22 protein-coding genes and 1 pseudogene are annotated in these 20,795 nt (G+C 39.1%); 15 read left to right on the top strand and 8 right to left on the bottom strand.

The window, feature by feature from the left end:
• Positions 1–26 precede the first annotated feature (26 nt).
• From ACFSQJ_RS15745 to ACFSQJ_RS15690, 12 genes and pseudogenes are all read left to right on the top strand, one after another.
• The gene (locus ACFSQJ_RS15745; RefSeq protein ID WP_377767915.1) at positions 27–1,415 is read left to right on the top strand and encodes an ankyrin repeat domain-containing protein; all 1,389 of its coding nucleotides are present in this window, start codon (positions 27–29) and stop codon (positions 1,413–1,415) included.
• 327 nt (positions 1,416–1,742) lie between these two features.
• Positions 1,743–1,913: pseudogene (locus ACFSQJ_RS15740) on the top strand (hypothetical protein); the annotation flags it as partial.
• A gap of 98 nt (positions 1,914–2,011) precedes the next feature.
• A complete protein-coding gene (locus ACFSQJ_RS15735) occupies positions 2,012–2,530 on the top strand; it encodes an STM3941 family protein (protein ID WP_377767914.1) in 519 nt (172 codons plus the stop codon).
• Positions 2,531–2,552: 22 nt separating this feature from the next.
• The gene (locus tag ACFSQJ_RS15730) at positions 2,553–3,005 is read left to right on the top strand and encodes a histidine triad nucleotide-binding protein (RefSeq protein WP_449257571.1); all 453 of its coding nucleotides are present in this window, start codon (positions 2,553–2,555) and stop codon (positions 3,003–3,005) included.
• A 196-nt stretch (positions 3,006–3,201) separates the two neighbouring features.
• Complete coding sequence (locus ACFSQJ_RS15725; protein WP_377767950.1) at positions 3,202–3,306, top strand: PLDc N-terminal domain-containing protein; 105 nt, start codon at positions 3,202–3,204, stop codon at positions 3,304–3,306.
• A 9-nt stretch (positions 3,307–3,315) separates the two neighbouring features.
• Positions 3,316–3,798, top strand: a complete 483-nt coding sequence (locus tag ACFSQJ_RS15720; protein WP_377767913.1) for a hypothetical protein — start codon at positions 3,316–3,318, stop codon at positions 3,796–3,798.
• A 244-nt stretch (positions 3,799–4,042) separates the two neighbouring features.
• On the top strand, positions 4,043–5,650 hold the full coding sequence (locus ACFSQJ_RS15715) for a hypothetical protein (RefSeq protein ID WP_377767912.1): 1,608 nt from the start codon (positions 4,043–4,045) through the stop codon (positions 5,648–5,650).
• Between the two features lie 50 nt (positions 5,651–5,700).
• Positions 5,701–6,075: a VOC family protein gene (locus ACFSQJ_RS15710; protein ID WP_377767911.1), complete on the top strand. Its 375-nt coding sequence runs from the start codon at positions 5,701–5,703 to the stop codon at positions 6,073–6,075.
• Between the two features lie 16 nt (positions 6,076–6,091).
• Complete coding sequence (locus ACFSQJ_RS15705; protein ID WP_377767910.1) at positions 6,092–6,589, top strand: GNAT family N-acetyltransferase; 498 nt, start codon at positions 6,092–6,094, stop codon at positions 6,587–6,589.
• 66 nt (positions 6,590–6,655) lie between these two features.
• Positions 6,656–7,822 carry an MFS transporter gene (locus ACFSQJ_RS15700; protein ID WP_377767909.1) on the top strand — a complete coding sequence of 389 codons (1,167 nt, stop codon included), beginning with the start codon at positions 6,656–6,658 and terminating at the stop codon, positions 7,820–7,822.
• Positions 7,823–7,847: 25 nt separating this feature from the next.
• Complete coding sequence (locus tag ACFSQJ_RS15695; protein ID WP_377767908.1) at positions 7,848–9,506, top strand: amidohydrolase; 1,659 nt, start codon at positions 7,848–7,850, stop codon at positions 9,504–9,506.
• Positions 9,503–10,057 (top strand): hypothetical protein, encoded by a 555-nt coding sequence (locus ACFSQJ_RS15690; RefSeq protein WP_377767907.1) that lies wholly within the window; start codon positions 9,503–9,505, stop codon positions 10,055–10,057. The genes ACFSQJ_RS15695 and ACFSQJ_RS15690 overlap by 4 nt, the downstream gene beginning before the upstream one ends.
• Here ACFSQJ_RS15690 and hemL read toward each other — a convergent pair.
• Genes hemL through ACFSQJ_RS15670 form a run of 4 tightly spaced genes read right to left on the bottom strand, consistent with a single transcriptional unit; the run spans position 10,054 to position 13,476 of the window.
• A complete protein-coding gene (hemL, locus tag ACFSQJ_RS15685; protein ID WP_377767906.1) occupies positions 10,054–11,331 on the bottom strand; it encodes a glutamate-1-semialdehyde 2,1-aminomutase in 1,278 nt (425 codons plus the stop codon). The genes ACFSQJ_RS15690 and hemL overlap by 4 nt on opposite strands.
• 55 nt (positions 11,332–11,386) lie before the next feature.
• Complete coding sequence (locus ACFSQJ_RS15680; RefSeq protein WP_377767905.1) at positions 11,387–12,241, bottom strand: glucosaminidase domain-containing protein; 855 nt, start codon at positions 12,239–12,241, stop codon at positions 11,387–11,389.
• Positions 12,238–13,140 carry a 1-aminocyclopropane-1-carboxylate deaminase/D-cysteine desulfhydrase gene (locus ACFSQJ_RS15675; RefSeq protein ID WP_377767904.1) on the bottom strand — a complete coding sequence of 301 codons (903 nt, stop codon included), beginning with the start codon at positions 13,138–13,140 and terminating at the stop codon, positions 12,238–12,240. Before ACFSQJ_RS15675 ends, ACFSQJ_RS15680 begins: the two co-directional genes overlap by 4 nt.
• Positions 13,141–13,143: 3 nt before the next feature.
• Positions 13,144–13,476 (bottom strand): hypothetical protein, encoded by a 333-nt coding sequence (locus tag ACFSQJ_RS15670; RefSeq protein WP_377767903.1) that lies wholly within the window; start codon positions 13,474–13,476, stop codon positions 13,144–13,146.
• 173 nt (positions 13,477–13,649) lie between these two features.
• Between ACFSQJ_RS15670 and ACFSQJ_RS15665 the strand changes: the two genes are divergently transcribed.
• Together ACFSQJ_RS15665 and ACFSQJ_RS15660 are read left to right on the top strand one after the other, a co-directional pair.
• Positions 13,650–13,808 carry a DUF5522 domain-containing protein gene (locus ACFSQJ_RS15665; RefSeq protein WP_377767902.1) on the top strand — a complete coding sequence of 53 codons (159 nt, stop codon included), beginning with the start codon at positions 13,650–13,652 and terminating at the stop codon, positions 13,806–13,808.
• A gap of 73 nt (positions 13,809–13,881) precedes the next feature.
• The gene (locus tag ACFSQJ_RS15660; protein WP_377767901.1) at positions 13,882–14,469 is read left to right on the top strand and encodes a DUF4136 domain-containing protein; all 588 of its coding nucleotides are present in this window, start codon (positions 13,882–13,884) and stop codon (positions 14,467–14,469) included.
• Positions 14,470–14,565: 96 nt separating this feature from the next.
• On the opposite strand, the gene ACFSQJ_RS15655 is transcribed toward ACFSQJ_RS15660, so the two are convergent.
• On the bottom strand, positions 14,566–15,024 hold the full coding sequence (locus tag ACFSQJ_RS15655; protein ID WP_377767900.1) for an Lrp/AsnC family transcriptional regulator: 459 nt from the start codon (positions 15,022–15,024) through the stop codon (positions 14,566–14,568).
• 217 nt (positions 15,025–15,241) lie between these two features.
• Here ACFSQJ_RS15655 and ACFSQJ_RS15650 point away from each other — a divergent pair, with 217 nt between their 5' ends.
• Positions 15,242–17,008 (top strand): aromatic amino acid hydroxylase, encoded by a 1,767-nt coding sequence (locus ACFSQJ_RS15650; protein ID WP_377767899.1) that lies wholly within the window; start codon positions 15,242–15,244, stop codon positions 17,006–17,008.
• Here ACFSQJ_RS15650 and ACFSQJ_RS15645 read toward each other — a convergent pair.
• From ACFSQJ_RS15645 to alaS, 3 genes are read right to left on the bottom strand one after another with little or no spacing between them, the layout of a single operon-like run.
• Positions 16,976–17,593, bottom strand: a complete 618-nt coding sequence (locus tag ACFSQJ_RS15645; protein ID WP_377767898.1) for a DUF4230 domain-containing protein — start codon at positions 17,591–17,593, stop codon at positions 16,976–16,978. The genes ACFSQJ_RS15650 and ACFSQJ_RS15645 overlap by 33 nt on opposite strands.
• Before the next feature lie 14 nt (positions 17,594–17,607).
• Positions 17,608–18,090 carry a hypothetical protein gene (locus tag ACFSQJ_RS15640; protein ID WP_377767897.1) on the bottom strand — a complete coding sequence of 161 codons (483 nt, stop codon included), beginning with the start codon at positions 18,088–18,090 and terminating at the stop codon, positions 17,608–17,610.
• 7 nt (positions 18,091–18,097) lie between these two features.
• Entirely contained in the window at positions 18,098–20,713 is a 2,616-nt protein-coding gene (gene alaS, locus ACFSQJ_RS15635; protein ID WP_377767896.1) for an alanine--tRNA ligase, read from the bottom strand.
• Between the last annotated feature and the right edge of the window lie 82 nt (positions 20,714–20,795).

The following is a 20,795-nucleotide window of genomic DNA, read 5'->3' as shown; positions in this document are numbered from 1 at the left end:
ATCAAAAAACGAAAATCAAATCACAAATGAAATCGCTAATATCCTTTTCAGCATTGTTATTACTTTGCTGCCTTACCAGCAATGCACAGAACATATATAGAACCGCCTGCCAAGGGAATATCGCCCGTTTGGACAGTCTATTGCTAGACACGGAAATCAACACACAAGACGAGCGCGGGCGTTCGCTGCTCCATTGGGCAGTAGCCTGTAATAAAGAAAAGCTTGTTGAACACTTGGTAGCTAAGGGTATTGCCACTACGACAGAAGATAATGATGGCGCCACCCCTTTGTACATGGCGGTACGTTTTCAGAACACACCCCTTTTTAATAGAATGTTGGCCTTGCAACCCAACAGCGAATGGACAAAGCGCCACGGAGGGGAGTTATTGGCAAAGGCGGTTTTAAATAAAGACCTTGTTTTTGTGCAACAACTGGTTGCCAATGGGGTCGATATCGATGCAAAGAACAAAAGAGGAAATACCCCCTTGGCGATTGCGCAAAAAACAAACGCCAATGAAATTGCTACGTGGCTTATCGAAAACGGGGCGGACGAAAAATTGGTTCAGAAAATGCTTTTAAAAGGACCTTATATGGGCCAAGAACTTTCAGGAAATAAGGCCAAAGTGTTCGCGCCTAATTTTATTTCAACTGAGGAATATGAATTTGGTTCGGTTTTTAATAAAGCTGGCGATGCTTTTTACTATGGCGTAGATGTAAATGGAAAGACCGAAATACGCTATTCTGAGTTGCAAGAAGGTACATGGACAACACCAAAGGTGATACTAGCCCATGAAAAATACGGATACAACGACCCTTTTTTATCGCCTGATGAAAGCAGACTGTATTTTATTTCAAACCAAGCGATGGATGGTGTAGGTGAGCAAAAAGACATCGATATCTGGTATGTAAACCGAACCGAAAACGGCTGGTCTAAACCTGTGAATGCAGGCCCTAATATCAACACCAGTAATGAGGAATACTATATCTCGTTTACTAATGAAGGCACGATGTATTTCGCTACCGATGCCTATAGCGATGAAAATAACAAGAACCATGACATTTACTATTCCAAATTCGTGAATGGGGAATTTCAAAAAGCAATGCGCTTAAGCGATGCCATAAACACCGATGCCTATGAAGCCGATGTTTTTGTAGCTCCGGATGAAAGCTATTTAATTTTTTGCGCACAACGGCGAGAAGGTCTCGGTAGGGGCGACCTCTATATCAGTTTTAAAAAAGCCGATGGTTCTTGGTCGACCTCGGTAAATATGGGTGACAAAATAAATACCGAAGGTCATGAACTCTGCCCTTTTGTGACCCAAGATGGCAAGTATCTTTTCTACACCAGTAAGCAAGATATTTATTGGGTTAGTACAGAGATTATTACCGAGCTAAAAACGGCTGTATTTAACTAAAACACAATATCATTTTCGAACTGTCACCCTGAGCGAAGTCGAAGGGCGGTTGAAGTGAGCGTGAGAAATCTCAAAACTCCAACCCGTGTCACTTCGAGTGTTTTCAGATGTACTATAGTTCAGGTGAAAATGTATCGAGAAGCATTTGAGTTCTAAAAAAGTTCTCGATACGATTTGTTTTTGGCAAATCACTCGAACTGACATCTCATTCTATGTTACAAGTGAAATCTAACACCAGTCGAGTGTTTTGTTTTACAAAACTGCACTTCGACAGGCCTGTCCTGAGCTTATTCTTTGACAATGACGCACTAACTCCACTATCGCCTATTTGAAGAAGTTGGCGGCAATGGCGGAATTGAATATCAACTGGAAGGAGTCTTGACATTTGAAAAAGAGCGCTATTCGATTACAGCGACCGACCAAAAAGAAGCTACAAAAGGTAATCCTGAATTTTGCTTAAAATACCTTTCTACAATTACAAGTTTAAACAAGCCATAAGATAACCACAACACTTTTAACCTTTGTAAGCGACAATGTGTAGAGTCCCTAAAGCCAGAATAACGTACCTTTAAGCTACAATCATCAGTACCCGGTAAATGACCGAGATCAAACTCTATAAATCGAACAAAAAAGCCATCAAGGTCATGGCCCTATGCACCCCTTTTGTGGTGCTTGGTATTTTTATCCTCGGCAAAAGTCCTTTAGTTGGCTGGTTCAGTATCGCTTTTTTTGGTCTCGCCTACCCTGTGGGCATTTATAATCTATTGGATAAAAGACCTATGTTGATCTTCAATGAAATTGGCCTTTTTGACCGTAGCACCCACAACGAATTTATCAATTGGGAACTGATAAAAGACGCCTACCCCATCAATATCAGTGGTCAAAAATTTATCTGTTTGCTTATCGATGAAGATTTTAAACCTTCAAAAAAGAAGAATCGATTTTATAAAAGTGTGAGCAAATTAAATGAAGCCATAGGCGCACAAGAACTGAACATCAATCTAGGGCAGGTTCAAAAAATAGACGAGGTCAAACTGACCCTTTTTATCTTGAACATGGCCAAAGCCACCAAAATGGATAGAACAAACCTAATCAAAGCATCAGAGCTATCTTAAAACCATTGATTACCTTAAAATCATGAAAAAACTACTTTTTACAATCCTTTTTCTTGGTGGATTTATAAGCCATGCACAAAGCGAAGCCTATCAAAAACAAAAGGCCGAAAAAATAGCCGAAGGGTCGGTATTCACTAAAATAATCAATAGGGAACTGCCCGCCACTATTGCTTATGAAGATGAAGAGGTTATCGCTTTTTTGCCCTTGAGAAAACAGGCTCCGGTGCATTTTCTTATTGTTCCTAAAAAAGAAATCCATACCATAAACGATGTGGAGGAAGAAGATGCCTTGGTCTTGGGAAAACTCTTTTTGGTCGCTAAAAAACTGGCCAAAGAAAACGGAATTTTCGAAACGGGCTACCGCTTGGCCATGAACATCAACGAAGATGCAGGGCAATCCGTATTTCACCTACATATGCATCTTTTAGGAGGCGAAAAACTAGCGCCTATGCTTCCTAGAAAAGAGAAAGAGTAAGGCTTTACCTTTAGCAGGTGTTATTTGAGGAAAAATTCGTCAATTCGAGTGGTTTTTCTGATTTCCAATCAGAAAAAATGTACCGACAATCAAATTTTAGTGCTCAAAGCGTATTCTTGATACCTTTCCCTTCGGGAAAAACTCGAACCGACGGTTTTACTATCCGATAAACTAACATCAATCTAACCTAAACACCATAAACGATAAACTGATTTGGTTTTTAGTAGTACTTTTTATTCCGCTAGTGGGTAGTATTTTATATATCTTCATAGGCAGAAAACAAAGATTGATGCTTTATTAAACCCATTACATGAAAAGAATAGTTCTCCTCAACCTCATAGTCCTTTTTATTACCACTACCAACCAAGCGCAAGAGCAAGAAATCGAAATGAAAGTCAATTTTTGGGGCTACCGCTTTATGAAAGACGGTGAACGCCTTAATTGGAAGGAACTCGAGGAAGCGACCACTGCCGTAGAAAATGCCAATCTGTTGATCAAAAAAGCAAGAACACAAAGAACGCTATCTAATGTTGGAGCTTTTATCAGTGGAGGTCTAATTGGTATCCCGCTTGGTCAAGAATCAGCAGGCCGTGAACCAACATGGGAACTAGCATATGTTAGTGGCGCATTCTTTTTGGTAAGTTTTCATCTATCTCTAAAATCATTTAATAATGTCAACAAAGGGGTCGATTTATATAATCTCACCGTAAACAAAACGGCACAATACCAATTTCAACCAGAGCTGCAAGTGGTATCGAACAAGCAGGGTCTCGGTCTTGCCTTACGGTTTTAATATTTAAGACTATAGGCCAATCACTTTGCTAAACTTGCGATGTTACCCCAGTCGAAGCTTCTTATTCCGAAGAAATTATAGTACTTACCATAGCCCATATTTTCGCTAACCAAGCATTCAGGGTGCATTTCATCTAAAGCTGCATGATTGCAGCAATATTAAGGAGCTGGATTTCGTTGGGTAATCAATTGCTGTACCGTTTAGTAACTCGTCTAGCTGTAGCGCAATGTTAAACCCAAATCACATGATGAAAATTACCAAGGCTTTTGATGTTCAAAAATTAAGTTGCTGGCTAATACTTCTAGCCTTTACAATTCTTTTAGCGGCCTGTAGTACTGAACCAGCTTCGTTAGCGAATGATGAAGAAGCTACTGATGAGGAAGTAACCGATGAGCAGGGGAACGATAACCCTGTTGATGAAAATTTTAATGCGGATATCAATAATGACGGCGAACTTAATATTCTTTTTATTGGATCGAGCAGGTCGATACAATCTGATGTAGCGGCCTTCTCTTTAAATAACGTTGCAGAAGAACTAAATAGCATTTTATCTCAAGACGCCACTATTACTGCCGCTGTAAACGTTAGCTACGAGGATATTTATAACACAAAAGCCCTGAGTACTGCTCTTGGTTCAGGTGGCAATGAATTTGATTATACCTATTATACCCATTCCCTATTCCAATATTATCATTGGCCAGAAGGGCAAGCGGAACGCATTTCGAACCTAAAAGGCAACGGTGAAAAAGACTGGGATTATGTAATTATGGCGTCGGACCCTTATATTATTTCGAAAACTCCCGGATTTTATTCCCTAGGGGTAAACCAGATTGCAGCAACAGTTATTGAGGGTGGTGCAAAAGCCCTTTTAGTATTGCCATGGCCAAAAGACGAAGCGAAGACCACAACCATTTCAAGTTTTGAAGAATTTACCTATCGCACCGCTTCGGGAGCCAAAGTAGACCTAGAAGTTGTACCTGCTGGTCTAGCTTGGGAAAATCTGGAAGGCAGTCTTAAAGATGGAGACAATGTACATCCTTCCCCAAATGGTGCTTACTTAACTGCAGCTTCAATCTATGCCCAATTATATGATAAGAGCGCCTCTACCTCAGCGTATACTTTTAACGATGTTATTGCAGATGAAGCTTTAACCAGTACAAAAAATGCAAGAACGGCCAGTCATTTTTCAGGTGAGTTTAATTTCACTTCCCCCTTTAAAAGTTGTGATATCGATAAAAGCCTGCTGCGATACAACCATACAGGCACAAGTTCAGAAAATGGGATAATGGCTGGGCTTAACTGGGTCATCAACAAAGATGACCAGACCCAATTAGAAAGAGATGGCGCACCCTTAGTAGATTTTAATATGGGAAGGGCCAATACCAATTTTGAAGCTAACAAACGCTATAAAATAGACGCTTCTAAGTTTGATTTTTCATTCGGATTTCCGATGCAAGATGGTTCCGCTACAGGAAATACAACTATGCGCTACGGTATTGACAAAAGAGGTTCGCAAAATGAAAACGGTACAGATTTAGGCGTAGCCTTGTATATGGTTCGCCAAAACGAATTGCCTACGGGCAGGGCGATACCAATTCGAGCATTGTATGCCCAAATGAAAGAATTGAACATTGCAACATCTGCTTACCGTGACAGCTGGCACATGAGCAGAGACCTTGATAAGGCCGCCGGTGCGTATATGTGCACCTTATTAACGGGCAGGTGTGATTTAGGCATGGAACCCATGGACCAATCTTCAGGAGAATGGAAAACATGGAGAGCGCATAAACTTGGCTATGAAACAGCCTATACCCTTATGACCCTTAAAGGCGATGTTCCTGAATGTAACTAAATGAACCGATGGGTAGATTCTGTTTATCTTAGTGTTTCACACGAGATATTATGAATCTGAACCAAATTACAGTTCCATCGGTTGACATCCCTAAAGCTATTGCTTTTTATAAGACCTTAGGTTTAAAGCTCATTGTGGAAGCGCTACCCCATTATGCACGTTTTGTTTGCCCCAATGGCAAGGCTACCTTCTCCGTACATTTGGTGGAAGAACTTCCGAAAGGTGATGGTATCTACGTGTATTTTGAGTGTGATGATTTAGATGATCGTATTAACGACTTAAAAGCAAAAGGAATTCTTTTTGACGAATTGCCCAACGACAAATCGTGGTTATGGCGCGAAGCACGTTTAAAAGACCCAGATGGCAATCAACTTATTTTATATTTTGCAGGTGAGAACAGACTTAATCCGCCTTGGAGGATATAATCCATAAAAAATACTAATGATTTCGCTGCGAACTGCATCTCCAAAAGATTTAGAATTACTGCAATATTGGGATACAAAACAACATGTTAAAGACGCGGACCCAGATGACGATTGGGACTGGGAAAAAGAATTAAACTTTGACCCGCCTTGGCGTGAACAGCTGATTGCAGAACGCAACGGCGAGCCTATTGGCTGCATCGTTATCATAGACCCTTATGAAGAAGAAACGCAGTATTGGGGCAAGGTTCCTAAAAACCTACGCGCCTTGGATATCTGGATTGGGGAAGAAGCTAACCTAGGCAAAGGGTATGGTACGCAAATGATGAACTTGGCCATCGAAAAATGTTTTGCCGACCCAAAGGTGACCAAAATAATAATCGACCCTTTAAAAACAAATACCAAAGCCCATAGGTTTTATGAAAGGTTAGGTTTTACATTTGTTGAAGAACGTATTTTTAATGGTGTTGCATGCTTTGTATACCAGTTAAAACGGTACTACCGAACAAAAATTTAGGCATGTTTAGATATCCATTTTTTGAATTCCTTGTAAATTCAGTGTTTTAAGCCTAGTTAAGTTATTTTGAACATACCAAAACACATTTTACCCATCATTGTAATCGCCCAATTTTTATGCACTTCTTTATGGTTTGCAGGGAATGGGGTTATGGTTTCACTTATTGCCCATTTTGATTTTGGGGAAAATGGACTAGGTAATATTACCGCTGCCGTACAATTTGGCTTCATCGTGGGCACCTTACTCTTTGCCTTATTTACTTTAACAGACCGTTTTTCACCTTCAAAAGTATTTTTGGTCAGCTCCATTTTGGGAGCGATATTTAATCTGGGCATTGTTTGGGAAGGCAATAGTTCGACCAGCATACTTTTATTCCGCTTTTTTACCGGCTTTTTCTTGGCGGGTATTTATCCCGTAGGTATGAAAATAGCCGCAGATTATTATGAAAAAGGACTGGGGAAGGCCCTTGGCTATTTGGTCGGTGCATTGGTTTTAGGAACTGCGTTTCCGCATTTTCTAAAATGGCTTGCTGCTGTATTTAAATGGCAATATGTAATTTATGCCACCTCAGCTCTTGCTGTTTTGGGCGGTATTCTAATGATACTGTTCGTTCCTAATGGCCCATATGGAAAACAAGGGCAACGAATTGACTTAAGCGCCTGTTTTTCCGTTTTCAAAAAGAAAGATTTTCGAGCTGCGGCCTTTGGCTACTTTGGACACATGTGGGAGCTCTATACCTTCTGGGCTTTTGTTCCCTTGTTGCTTGCCTTACATGCCGAATTACAGGGCACTAACACCTTTCCTGTTTCGTTCTGGTCGTTTTGGGTGATTGCCATTGGTGGATTGGGATGTGTACTTGGGGGCTATATTTCGCAGCGTAAAGGCGTTAAACGCATTGCCTCCATTTCTTTGTTTTTATCCGGTTGTTGCTGTTTAATTTCTCCCTTGCTATTGCTCCATGCTCCTACACCGATTTTTATAGTATTTCTCTTATTTTGGGGTATGGTGGTCATTGCAGATTCGCCCTTATTTTCGACCCTTGTGGCACAAAATGCCCCGACAGTACTTAAAGGCACAGCTTTGACCATTGTTAATTGTATTGGTTTTGCTATTACCATTGCAAGCTTACAAACAATCTCTATCCTACAAGATTTAATACCTCCACAATTTCTTTTTATGATCTTAGCGGTTGGGCCTATTTTTAGTCTTTATGCACTAACAAGAAAGTCATAAATTGTAATGCTTTAAAACTAAATTTATGACCAAATCACTTGTACTTATATTTTTTATTTTCCTAGGGTTAAACTCCTGTGAAACTTCTAAAATTGAAGCTGATACGTTAGTTATTAACGCTACTATTTGGACAGCAAATCCGGCTGAAATAAAAGTTGAGGCTATGGCTATCAGTGCGGATACTATTCTGGCTATAGGTACATTTTCTGAAGTAAAAAAATTTCAAGGAGCTACAACAGAAATCATTGACGTAAAAGGTAGGTTTATTACACCCGGCTTTATTGATTCCCACGTACATCTACTTATGGGCGGCAATGCACTTTTAAGTGTTGAGTTAAGAGATGCTAGTAGTAAAGATGAATTTATAAGTAGAATTGCTAAACATACCGCAACTTTAAATCCAAGCGATTGGATTGTAGAAGGAAATTGGGACCACACGCTCTGGGGAGGAGAATTACCTTCTAAAGAATGGATTGATGAGTTCACAAGTGACAACCCAGTAGCAATTTACCGTATGGATGGGCATATGATTTTAGCAAATTCAGCCGCCTTAAAAATTGCAGGAATCGATAAATTTACTCCAGAAGTTGCTAATGGTGAGATTGTCCGACATGCAAATGGCGAGCCAACAGGAATTTTAAAGAGTGAAGCCATGAATTTGGTGTTGAATAAAATACCAAACCTTACCTCAGACCAAAAAAAGCTTGCAATACAAAAAGCACAAGACTATTTGTTATCTCAAGGTGTAACCTCTATTCATGATGTAGATAGTCTGGGAGGTTTTCCAATCCTAAAAAAAATGTTGAGAGCTGGAGATTTAAAAGTACGTGTTTATAGTGCTGACCCATTGCATAAATTTAAAACTGTCGTTAAAGAAAGAAGAATTGATACAAATTGGCTTAAAAACGGATTATTAAAAGGTTTTGTAGATGGCTCATTGGGTTCACATACTGCAGCTTTTTTAGAACCTTATTCTGATAAAGAAAATGATAAAGGCCTGTTTATTACTAATCCTGATGAAATGTATAGTTGGATAGTAGAGGCCGATAAAAAAAACTTACAAATTACTATTCATGCAATTGGCGACAGAGCCAATCAAAGTTTGTTGAATAATTATGAACAACTTATAAAAGAAGAGGGAGCTGCTGATAGACGGCTACGTGTTGAGCATGCCCAACATTTGGCTAAAGAAGACATTAAAAAAATTGGCAAGCTTGGTGTAATTGCGAGCGTCCAGCCCTACCATGCAATTGATGATGGCAGATGGGCTGAAGAAGTCATTGGCTCAGAAAGAATTAAAACTTCTTACGCCTTTCAATCTTTATTAAACAATAATGCCAAATTAGCCTTTGGCAGTGATTGGCCTGTTGCTCCAGCGTCGCCTTTAAAAGGTATTTATGCCGCGGTTACAAGAAAAACCACAGATAGTAAAAATCCTTATGGATGGGTTCCAAAACAAAAAATCTCCGTTGAAGACGCATTGATTGCCTATACCATAAATGGTGCTTATGCCTCTTTTGATGATAAAGCAAAAGGATCACTTGAAGTAGGTAAGTTGGCTGATTTTATAGTTTTAAGTGGCAATCTATTGGAGGTTGATTCTAATAAAATAAGTGATATACAAGTATTGTCTACTTATATTGGAGGTTTAAAAGTATATGAGAATCCAAAAACCCTAGAATGAAAAAGAGCTTAAAAAATCTGTTGTTATTTGGCATACTTGCAGAAATTTTCATTTTTATAAGTTGTTATCTCATAGAGCCTTCACGAGAAGAAACCTTTAGGCATGCCGCACGATATTCCGGCAGATTATCCGCTTTTGTTTTTCTAATCGCTTTTTATCTGTTTGCTTTTGGGCATCCTAAACCGATAAAAGAGAATACACAATTAAAAAATTGGCTGCTACTCTTTGCTGTTGTGCATGTTATCCATTTTGGATTTTTAGCGACCAATGTGATTTTAAATAATATTCCCATTGTGCCAGTGAAATTAACTGGTGGTGCTTTGGCTTATTTGATGATAGTTTTAGCTCCTTTGGTATTGCACAAACTAAAATTAGGCTGGCAGCTAGTTTATTTTTACTACGTAAGCTTAGTGATATTTATTACCTATTTAGCCAGGGCCAAAGGTGATTTTGAAGGCGCAGAACCTTTTTGGTTTCATTATATTATGCTTGGAACCTTTATTCTCTGTGGAGTTGTTTTTGGATGGAAAATTTGGAAGAATAAACGCTAAAATACCTTCCCGACAGCCTCAATAGTCTTATCCAAATCGGCATAGCTAATTGCATCATTTAAAAAATAACTCTCAAAAGCTGATGGAGGCAAATAAATGCCTTGGTCTAGCATACCATGAAAGTATTTTTTAAAGGTATCATTGTTTCCCTTTGCAGAAGAAGTAAAATCTACTACCGGTTCGTCACAAAAATGTACCGAAATCATACTACCAAAACAGTTGATTTGGTGCGTAATTCCTTTTTCGGTTAAAACCGCTGCAATGCCTTTATGTAAATATTCTGTTTTTTCTGCAAGACTCGTAAACGTTTCGGGTTTGGTATTCAGCTCGGTCAACATGGCTAAGCCAGCACTCATCGCCAAAGGATTTCCACTTAAGGTGCCTGCCTGATATACTGGACCTTCAGGAGCTAAATGACCCATAATTTCTGCTCTAGCTGCAAAAGCACCAACGGGTAAACCACCACCAATAACTTTACCGAACATTACGATATCGGCATCTATACCCAAAGCTTCTTGAGCTCCGCCTCTACCAAGTCTAAAACCAGTCATCACCTCATCAAAAAGCAATAAAATTTCTTCTCTGGTGCAAAGTTCTCTAAGTCCTTTTATGAATTCATCCGAAGGAATAATACAACCCATATTACCAGCTACAGGCTCGATAATAATAGCAGCAATTTCCCCCTTATTGGCCCCGACCAAGGTTTTCACGCCTTCTAAATCGTTATAATTCGCCAATAAAGTATCTTTTGCCGTTCCCTGTGTTACACCGGGACTATTTGGACTACCAAAAGTTACCGCACCACTGCCCGCTTGAATCAGAAACGAATCAGAATGGCCATGATAACAACCTGCAAACTTGATGATCTTATCCTTTCCGGTATAACCACGGGCCAAGCGTACAGCGCTCATACAAGCCTCGGTACCTGAATTCACAAATCGAATCTTATCAATATTAGGCACCATACTTACCGCTAGTTTGGCAAGTTCGGTTTCAATCTGGGTGGGTATTCCAAAAGAGGTTCCTTTTTTGGCTTTTTCAATAACGGCATCTAAAACAGGTCGGTGCGCATGCCCTAAAATTAGCGGACCCCATGAAGCAATATAATCTATGTACCGGTTATCATCTTCATCAAACAAATACGCACCTTTTGCCTCTTTTATAAAAATAGGGTCGCCTCCAACAGCTTTAAATGCCCTAACGGGTGAATTTACCCCACCAGGAATATATTTTTTAGCTTCTGTAAATAGTGCACTGCTCCTTTGGTATCGCATAAATTGATTCTAATTTCTCAAAATACATATCAATCTCAAATGATGTGATATGCTATTATTTCTTTTTCGCCTTTCTTAAATTAATAACCTGACCAATTGAAATGTTATTATCGGTAAGACTATTCAATTGTTTTATCTCTTCTACTGAAATGGTATATTTTCTTGAAATACCATAGAGCGTATCACCTTTTTCCACTACATGGGTAAACACTTCGTATTGTTTAGGTTGCCTTACGGCATCAAGGCCATTGCGCACTACTTCTTCGTCATAGGCATCTAAATCATACCTATCTATAAGTGCAATAAGCTTTTGCGGATATTGTTTGTCAGTAGCGTAGCCTGCCTTGCGTAAACCATAGGCCCATTTTTTATAGTCGTCTCTGCGATAATTGAATAAAAACCGATAGCGAGAACGTGAAGCCAAAAAAATACTGTGGTCTCGAAACGAAAACATAGGATGGTTGTACTTTCTAAAGCATTCCCCTTTAGCATCATCATCATGAAAATCATACTCACCCTGCCAACCGGTATGGCACTTAATTCCGAAATGGTTATTTGTTTTTTGGGTTAGTGCCCCTTTACCAGAACCGCTTTCTAAAATACCTTGCGCAAGTGTAATACTTGCAGGTATCCCAAAAGCCCGCATCTCATATTGGGCCATCTCGGCAAATTCTTCGATATATTCTCTTGTAGAAGCGATAGGAAATTTTACAAACTTACCTGGGTCTGCAGGTAGTGGATACAATTCTGATTTATTGAATTTAGTCCCCTCAATTCCATTATTCGGTTTATAAACTCCTCTGCTTTGTTCTGTTGTGGCGACTTTAGTGCCTGAAGTAGTTCGCTTTTTTGCCTTGCACCCAACCAACAAAGTGAAAGCCAAAAAGAGATATCCTAAACGTTTTATCATTGTAATAGCGGTAAATTTTTCTTTTTCAATACCATATTCATGCCATGAATGCCTTGTAGGCCCCCACTATGGATTAGCAAAATTTTCGTGCCTTTTTGAAAGTAATCCTTAGCAATTAAATCAAAAAGTCCATAAACCATTTTACCCGTATAAATAGGATCTAATTGAATTTTGGTTTCCCTCTTAAAATTATTGATAAAGGCCACTAAATTGGCATTAATCTTGGCATAACCACCGAAATGATAGTCAGAAATCAATTTCCAATTCTCATTCTTGGCAAATTTACGAATATCGTTTTTTAGAAAATCACCCTTTAAGGCAGGAAAACCTAAAATGGTCTGATTTTGTGCTGCGCTATTGCTCAAGCCGGCCAAAGTTCCTCCAGTGCCTACGCAGCTGCAAATTACATTAAACCCTTTGTCTTTATCGGTTAGAATTTCTTCACATCCTTTTACGGCCAAATCATTCGTGCCACCTTCAGGGATGGTATAAAAGCTTCCAAAATTTTTCTGAAGTTCATTACGAAAATAAGGTTCCTCTTTTTCACGGTAGTTCTCTCTAGAAACAAAATGAAAATGCATGCCCTGTTCTTTTGCTAAGGCCAAGGTTGGATTTGATTCCCATTTACCCGAAAGTTCTTCTCCTCGAATAATACCAATAGTCTTAAATCCGTATTCTTTGCCAACACAGGCCGTGGCCGCAATATGGTTGGAATAGGCCCCTCCAAAAGTCAAGAGGGTATCGTTGCCCAATAACTTGGCCTCTTTAATATTGTACTTAAGCTTACGGTATTTATTTCCGGAAATGATTGGATGAATGGCGTCTTCGCGCTTTATGAAAAGTGTGATTTCTTTTTCACGTAGCAGTGCTAAATCAATTTTTTGATTTTCTACCTTCAAAAGTTATGGCCGAAAAATATAGTTTAAAAAACTGTAGGGTTTTCTGCGTTGCGCATAGCCCAAATCCTTTTCATTGGCATAAGCTTCGCGTTCAAAAGAGATGTTTTGGTAAGCGCGGTAGGTATTTAGGTACAATACCGTTCTAAAAAGCCATTCCCCAACGTACCAAATGTAAAACGGCACTATAAAAAGTTCCAATTGTTGTTTTAAGTGAATCTTTTCGTGATTTATTAAAACCACATCTTCTTTAAGACCATCCTCTTTTACAAAGATGAAGGGCCAAAGGGTAAGGCCTACGTAGTTTCTGCGAAAAAAATGTTTAAATACTAAAACCATTTGCTATTTCTTTGAAACGAGGGATATTCAAATATATTAGTTCAATTCGTTCAATTGTAAGAATATTCGTTGTTGTTACTAACAATATCGGTGGATAACCTATTGCTTACTTTGCCTATTCTGCTTATTACGCCCAAAAAATGTAACTTTATCGTTTTGTTTAGCTGTGAAAAATGAAAGAACTGATACCCATTGAAGAGGGTGACTTTTACCTTTCTCCGGAAGGATACAAAGTATTTACTGAACAGTTTCATCTTAAACGCGGATATTGTTGCGAGAGTGGCTGCAGACATTGCCCCTATGGGTATGACAAAAAAACCAATTCAAGATAAAAACCCGGCATTTTCGGCATAGTCTTTGTGGTTATTTGGATGTGGATTTTGGTTTAACTTAAAAAAAATTGATATGAAAAAAATTAAATTTCTTGCCTTACCGTTATTGGTCCTAGTTTTTTTAAGTTCATGCGTTTCGGTGCGTGTAGCTTCAGATTATGATCGTGAAACTGACTTTAAAGAGTATAAAACCTATGCGTTTTACAAAACAGGTATCGACAAGGCCCAGATTTCAGATCTTGACAAAAAACGAATCTTAAGGGCTATTGATACCGAGATGGCTTCTCGTGGTTTTACCAAATCTCAAAATCCTGATATTTTAGTGAGCATCTTTACCAAAGAGCGTGAACAAGTTGATGTGTACAACAACAATTTCGGCTGGGGTGGCTGGGGTTGGGGTGGCTTTGGTTGGGGCGGTTTCGGCTGGGGAGGCTGGGGCTGGGGTCCTGGTTTTGGCTGGGGCGGCAACAATGTTAGCACAAGAACCGAAGGTTCACTTTACATAGACCTCATCGATTCCAAAAACAAAGAATTGGTGTGGCAAGGGCGTGGTATCGGCACATTGAACAATACCACAAATATTGAAAAGAAAGAAGAACGTATTAAAGAATTTGTTTCTCAAATTCTTGATGCATATCCGCCAGCGCTAGCTGCGAATTAAGACTTAGTTAAGTTGAAGCGAAGTAGTTGTATTAGATAGTTTGAGTGTTTTAAAGCAAATTAATACAACGACTTCGCCTCATTATTTACCTTTTTACTACAATAAAGGAAACGAAGTAGTATTCTTTACTTCGTTTAGAACAAAAGCACTTTTTACAGCACCAATATTTTCTAAGGAGGCAATTTTTGTTTTTGCAAAATCATAATAGGCATCCAAATCCTTAACGACTACCTTTAGTAAAAAATCAAATTCACCACCGACCACAAAGCATTCGGTCACTTCGCTGAATTCATACACTTTCTGCAGAAAATCATCCATAAGGCTTCCTTTTTGCGCTTCAAGAGAAACAAAACTAAAAACGGTAATACTTTGCTCTACCTTTTCTTTACTGATAATCGCTGTGTATTTTTTGATATATCCTTCATTCTCTAATCTCTTTATTCTTTCATACACCGGGGTTTTGGTAAGGTTAAGCTGCTCAGCTATGGCTTTTGCCACTGTTTTTGAGTCTTTTTCCAAAATTTTTAAGATAGCTCTATCAACTTTATCCAACATCGTACTTCAATTTTTCCTGTATTCTGTTAATTATTTTTCTAAAATTACTACTAATTCCTAAAAATATGTTCTAAAAAAGGAATTTTTACCTTTACATTTTCTTTATGAATATAATTAATCCTTTAAACCTATCTTTATTAGAAATAAACGCTTTTTACACGAAGTAAAAATTGGTTTGTTATTATTTATGCTAACCCTCTTTTTAACCAAATAGGCCATGGAAAGCACATACGAAAGCAATCCCATTTTAGATAAACTGCCCAAACATTTAAGGCAGTATATAAAACCCCAGAACTATGAGGATTATACTGCCATAGACCAGGCTGTTTGGCGCTATGTTATGCGCAAAAATGTAGATTACTTAAGCCGAGTGGCCCATAAGTCTTATGTCGAAGGATTACAGAAAACCGGAATCTCCATAGACCATATTCCGAATATGTATGGCATGAACCGTATTCTTAAAGAAATTGGCTGGGCAGCCGTTGCCGTCGATGGCTTTATTCCTCCTTCCGCTTTTATGGAGTTTCAGGCATACAATGTTTTGGTTATTGCATCTGATATTCGACAATTGGAGAATATTGAATACACTCCTGCCCCGGACATTATTCATGAAGGTGCCGGTCACGCCCCTATTATTGCAAATCCTGAATACGCAGAGTATCTAAGACGTTTTGGAGAAATTGGGTGTAAGGCTATTTCAAGTGCAAAAGATTACAAACTCTATGAGGCGGTTCGGCATTTATCAATAATCAAAGAAGCTGAAGGCACTCCGCTAGAAGAAATTGAAAAGGCGGAAAAACATATCGAATACCTTCAAGAGAATATGGGCACACCCAGTGAAATGGCACTCATACGAAATCTTCACTGGTGGACTGTTGAATACGGACTCATCGGAAAGGTAGAAAACCCTAAAATATATGGTGCAGGATTGCTTTCCAGCATCGGAGAAAGTGCTTGGTGCATGACCGATGATGTGAAAAAACTACCTTATTCCATTGAAGCTACCTACAAAGAATTTGATATTACCAAACCGCAACCGCAACTTTTTGTAACCCCTGATTTTGCATTTTTAAATCAGGTGCTGGAAGATTTCGCAAATACCATGGCGCTGCGCACCGGAGGACTCAAAGGATTGAAGAAATTAGTGCATTCACGTGCGTTAGGAACCGTTGAGCTGAGCACAGGAATACAGATATCCGGCATTTTTGATACATTTCTCGAGCACGACGGAAAACCTATCTATCTAAGAACAAAAGGGGAAACCGCCCTTTCTTACCGTGAAAAGGAATTGGTGGGCCATAGCACCAAACATCACTCCGATGGTTTTGGATGCCCTATCGGAAAACTGAAGGGTATCAATCTTCCTATAGAAGATATGGGCCCTCGCGATTTAAAAGCCTACAAGATTTATGAAGGAGAACGGGTTTCTTTAGAATTCGAAGGTGGTGTCATCGTCAGTGGAGAAATTGTGACCGGTACAAGAAACTTGAGAGGAGAAATCATTTTAATCACCTTTAAAGATTGTAAAGTGACCCATGATGGCACAATTTTGTTTCTTCCTGAATGGGGGCTCTATCATATGACGGTCGGTGAAAAGATTGTTTCGGCCTTTAACGGCCCTGCAGACCTAAATAGCTTTGATTTGGTTTCGCATGAGTTGACTCCCGGTGGAAAAGACAAATCGAAAATAGACCCAGAGCGATTACAATTAAAACAATACTACCAGCAAATAAGGGAGTTTAGAAAAGGCACCAACACTACTATTTCTAGAAATAAAGTCTTCAAAGAATTGAAAGAGCACTACCCAAAAGATTGGTTGCTTTCTGTAGAATTATATGAGTTGGCAAAAATTGGTAATGACACTGATTTCGCTGCAGTAATTTTACAGCACCTGGAAACGGTGAAATTAGAAAACCCAAAGGTGGGTCATTTGATTGATGACGGACTGGAATTAATTGACCAAAGTTTGATTAAAAATACTTAAATCTTCTACGGGAATATCATTATATACCAAGGTCCACTCCATAGTATTGGTCAACACCAACAACTTAGAAAGTTCGCTAAGCAGTCTATTTTGAGCATTACTTTTTAAGGAAGAAGCATCAATTTTTTTTAGTAATGAAGCATTGACATTTCTTTTGATTTTGTTGTAATCCGATGCCTCAAACTGGTTAAAATAATCTGCGCTTACATCATAATACTCAAAGTCTGGACTGATTTTTGTTTCAGGCTCCGGGATATTCTTAATTCTAAGCGTTTTGGTTTCCTTTTCTATTTCAAAATCAATCTTACTTAAATCATAGGCTATTGTAACATCTGCATTGACAACGACCAATGCTTTTTTATCGGCAGTTAATAAGGGCCCGAATAGTTCTTTAGAATCTGCATAGGTATAGACCTCAGCAAAATGACCCTCGGTAACAATCAATTTCGAAACATTTTTGATTTGTTGCTCGATGAGCATGGAGTTTTCTTGCAGAATGGTCTCATCATTGGCATCATTAGCGCAAGACCGATACACTAGAATAACAGTCAATGTAATAACTACCCCCGCAAGTACCTTTTTCATGTTTTTGGCAATTATTAAAACCTGACCCTAAAACTACCGCTAGTTACATTTCTCGTAGAATTCGCCGCATTGGCATCTACCCCAAGAAATTCAAAACTACCGGTTGTCTCCTCATTATCGGTCAGTATAGTGATGGAACCAGTACCCCCTTCGTTCGTCGAACTCCAAGCAGAAGACAAATCTGCAAACAATCCCGACCCAGAAAAACTACCATTGCTATTTCCTAGGCCGTATGTTCCAGGGCCTTCGTATTCAGGTACTACGATTACCATACTATTTCCTGCGGCATCAAAACCTTGAACAATAAACGTTACGAATTCTCCCCCGTCTATTTTCGAAGCTGTGGCCCCATTTGCACTGTCAGAAGATTCAAAAGAAAGCGTTTCTACCCTAGCCCTGATAAATTCGCCATCACCAGAACCATCATCGGATGATGAGCAGTTAAGTAAGGCTATACCGAACACAAGCGTCAAAAATAATATCCTAAACTTTTTCATGTCAATTTTACTTTAAATATACTTCTACCTTCTCCAATGCTTCCGGAATTCCCGCCGGATTCTTACCGCCTGCGGTCGCAAAGAAAGGTTGACCCCCACCACCACCTTGAATATACTTGCCTAACTCACGAACAATGGTGCCAGCGTTAAGATTGCGTTCAAAGGCCAATTCTTTAGAAATATAGCAGGACAGAATGGCTTTGCCGTCCTTTTCGGATGCCAATAACAAAAAAAGATTTTCTTTATTCTGACCCATTTCAAAGGACAGGTCCTTAATACTTGCAGCATCTAAATCCACCTTTTTTGCCAAGAACTTTACCTCATTTAAATCGGCAAGTTCATTTAACAACTCCGATTTTAAGTTTTTGGCCTTATCCTTTAACAAGCCTTCGACCTGTTTCTTTAATTGGGCATTTTCTTCTTGTAAAGCGGTAACCGCTTTTACCGGGTCTTGTGAATTGTTCAACAAATCCTTAACCTCAAAAAGCGTTCTGTTGTTCTTAAAATAAAAGTCTTTTACGGCATCTGAGGTAATTGCTTCAATTCTTCTAATACCTGATGCCACAGCGCCTTCAGAGGTGATTTTAAAGTGCCAGATATCTCCAGTATTCTTCACATGGGTACCTCCGCAAAGTTCTATAGATTGCCCAAATCGAACTGTACGCACCGTATCACCATATTTTTCTCCAAATAGGGCCATGGCGCCCTGGGCCAAGGCTTCTTTCACAGGAACGTTTCTATTTTCTTCAAAAGGCAAGTGCCCCTCAATACGAGCATTTACAAAATTTTCCACTTCACGAAGCTCTTCTGTTGTCACTTTGGAAAAGTGTGAGAAATCAAATCTTAGGTATTTTGAGTGCACCGCAGAACCTTTTTGTTCAACATGCTCGCCTAAAATCTCACGCAATGCTTGGTGAAGCAGGTGCGTTGCCGTATGGTTGCTTTCTGTTCTTCGACGTTGTTTTTCATCTACGACTGCCTTAAAAGTTCCTGAAATATCTTTTGGAAGGTTCTCAGAAAAATGAATAATCTCGTTATTCTCTCTTTTGGTATCTATGATATAGGTGACATCTCCATTGGAAGCTTCTAAATAACCCTTATCTCCAACTTGACCGCCACCTTCAGCATAAAATGGCGTAAGATTGAATACCGATTGATATTGATCTCCATCTTTTTTACTACTGACCTTTCGGTATTTGACCAATTTCACCTTAGCCTCTAGGCTATCATAGCCTATAAATTCTTGCTCAGCGTCTTCTAAAAGAATCGTCCAATCTTCTTTAGATGTCTCTGATGCCGATCTGGAACGGTCTTTTTGTGCCTGAAGTGCTTTTTCAAAACCTTCAACATCTAAATCATATCCTTTTTCCTCTAAAATCAAAGATGTCAAGTCTATCGGAAAGCCAAAAGTATCGTACAATTCAAAGGCCTTGTGACCATTGATTGTTTTATCCTTTGAAGATTTTATCACAGAATCCAATAAAACCAGACCTTGTTCTAAGGTGCTTAAAAAAGAATTCTCTTCCTCCTTGACCACATTCTCAATTAACTGGTATTGCTCTTTTAGTTCTGGAAAGGCCTTGCCCATAGATTCTCCCAACACCTTTACCAGTCGGTACATAAAAGGCTTTTTGGTATCTAAAAACGTAAATCCGTAACGGATGGCCCTTCTTAAAATTCTTCGTATTACATAACCCGCACCGGTATTACTTGGCAATTGCCCATCGGCAATAGAAAAAGCCACGGCCCTAATATGGTCGGCTATAACCCGTATAGCGATGTCCGTTTGTTCGTCTTTGCCGTATTTATGATTGGTTATCGTTTCTATTTCCCTAATAAGTGGGGTAAAAACATCGGTATCATAGTTCGATTGTACGCCTTGTAACACCATGCACAAACGCTCAAAACCCATACCGGTGTCCACATGCTTTTCCGGCAAATTTTCCAATTCACCATTGGCCTTGCGGTTGTATTGCATAAAAACCAAGTTCCAAATTTCTACAACCAACGGATGGTCTTGATTGACCAAAGAGGCACCGGGTACTTTAGCTTTTTCTTCGGCCGAACGAATATCCACATGAATTTCTGAACATGGACCGCAAGGACCTTGATCGCCCATTTCCCAAAAATTATCCTTCTTATTGCCCATGATAATGCGGTCTTTGGGCACTATTGCACTCCACAAGTCCAAAGCTTCTTGGTCCATTTTTAAATTATCGGCATCATTGCTTCCTTCAAAAACAGAAACGTATAAACTATCCTTATCAATTTTATAGACTTCGGTTAAAAGTTCCCATGCCCATTGAATAGCTTCTTTTTTAAAATAATCGCCAAAACTCCAGTTCCCCAGCATTTCGAACATCGTATGATGGTAGGTGTCTTTACCAACTTCTTCAAGGTCATTGTGCTTTCCACTTACACGTAAACACTTTTGGGTATCGGTAATACGTTTTGATTTAGAAACCGTATTCCCTAAAAAGAATTCTTTAAACTGGTTCATGCCCGCATTCGTAAACAACAATGTCGGGTCATTTTTCATGACCATTGGGGCGGAAGGAACAATAGTGTGTTCTTTCGATTTAAAAAAGTTTAAAAACTGTTCTCTAACCTTTTGCGATGTCATCTTAAGAGCTAAGCTTTAATTAATTTTAACAGATACAACAAAACAATTTTTATATTTGTTTGTTATCAAAAAAATGAATGAC

Source organism: Croceitalea marina, assembly GCF_042684265.1.
In the GTDB taxonomy this organism is placed as follows: domain Bacteria; phylum Bacteroidota; class Bacteroidia; order Flavobacteriales; family Flavobacteriaceae; genus Croceitalea; species Croceitalea marina.
The sequence above is the reverse complement of the archived record's forward strand: the minus strand, read 5'-3'. Positions and strand labels throughout refer to the sequence as shown.

Bases quoted from the DNA above. Each gene is read 5' to 3' on its own strand.
- ACFSQJ_RS15745 (WP_377767915.1), top strand. From the start codon at position 27: ATGAAATCGCTAATATCCTTTTCAGCATTGTTATTACTTTGCTGCCTT.
- ACFSQJ_RS15735 (WP_377767914.1), top strand. From the start codon at position 2,012: ATGACCGAGATCAAACTCTATAAATCGAACAAAAAAGCCATCAAGGTC.
- ACFSQJ_RS15730 (WP_449257571.1), top strand. From the start codon at position 2,553: ATGAAAAAACTACTTTTTACAATCCTTTTTCTTGGTGGATTTATAAGC.
- ACFSQJ_RS15720 (WP_377767913.1), top strand. From the start codon at position 3,316: ATGAAAAGAATAGTTCTCCTCAACCTCATAGTCCTTTTTATTACCACT.
- ACFSQJ_RS15715 (WP_377767912.1), top strand. From the start codon at position 4,043: ATGATGAAAATTACCAAGGCTTTTGATGTTCAAAAATTAAGTTGCTGG.
- ACFSQJ_RS15710 (WP_377767911.1), top strand. From the start codon at position 5,701: ATGAATCTGAACCAAATTACAGTTCCATCGGTTGACATCCCTAAAGCT.
- ACFSQJ_RS15705 (WP_377767910.1), top strand. From the start codon at position 6,092: ATGATTTCGCTGCGAACTGCATCTCCAAAAGATTTAGAATTACTGCAA.
- ACFSQJ_RS15695 (WP_377767908.1), top strand. From the start codon at position 7,848: ATGACCAAATCACTTGTACTTATATTTTTTATTTTCCTAGGGTTAAAC.
- ACFSQJ_RS15690 (WP_377767907.1), top strand. From the start codon at position 9,503: ATGAAAAAGAGCTTAAAAAATCTGTTGTTATTTGGCATACTTGCAGAA.
- hemL (WP_377767906.1), bottom strand. From the start codon at position 11,331: ATGCGATACCAAAGGAGCAGTGCACTATTTACAGAAGCTAAAAAATAT.
- ACFSQJ_RS15680 (WP_377767905.1), bottom strand. From the start codon at position 12,241: ATGATAAAACGTTTAGGATATCTCTTTTTGGCTTTCACTTTGTTGGTT.
- ACFSQJ_RS15670 (WP_377767903.1), bottom strand. From the start codon at position 13,476: ATGGTTTTAGTATTTAAACATTTTTTTCGCAGAAACTACGTAGGCCTT.
- ACFSQJ_RS15665 (WP_377767902.1), top strand. From the start codon at position 13,650: ATGAAAGAACTGATACCCATTGAAGAGGGTGACTTTTACCTTTCTCCG.
- ACFSQJ_RS15660 (WP_377767901.1), top strand. From the start codon at position 13,882: ATGAAAAAAATTAAATTTCTTGCCTTACCGTTATTGGTCCTAGTTTTT.
- ACFSQJ_RS15655 (WP_377767900.1), bottom strand. From the start codon at position 15,024: ATGTTGGATAAAGTTGATAGAGCTATCTTAAAAATTTTGGAAAAAGAC.
- ACFSQJ_RS15650 (WP_377767899.1), top strand. From the start codon at position 15,242: ATGGAAAGCACATACGAAAGCAATCCCATTTTAGATAAACTGCCCAAA.
- ACFSQJ_RS15645 (WP_377767898.1), bottom strand. From the start codon at position 17,593: ATGAAAAAGGTACTTGCGGGGGTAGTTATTACATTGACTGTTATTCTA.
- ACFSQJ_RS15640 (WP_377767897.1), bottom strand. From the start codon at position 18,090: ATGAAAAAGTTTAGGATATTATTTTTGACGCTTGTGTTCGGTATAGCC.
- alaS (WP_377767896.1), bottom strand. From the start codon at position 20,713: ATGACATCGCAAAAGGTTAGAGAACAGTTTTTAAACTTTTTTAAATCG.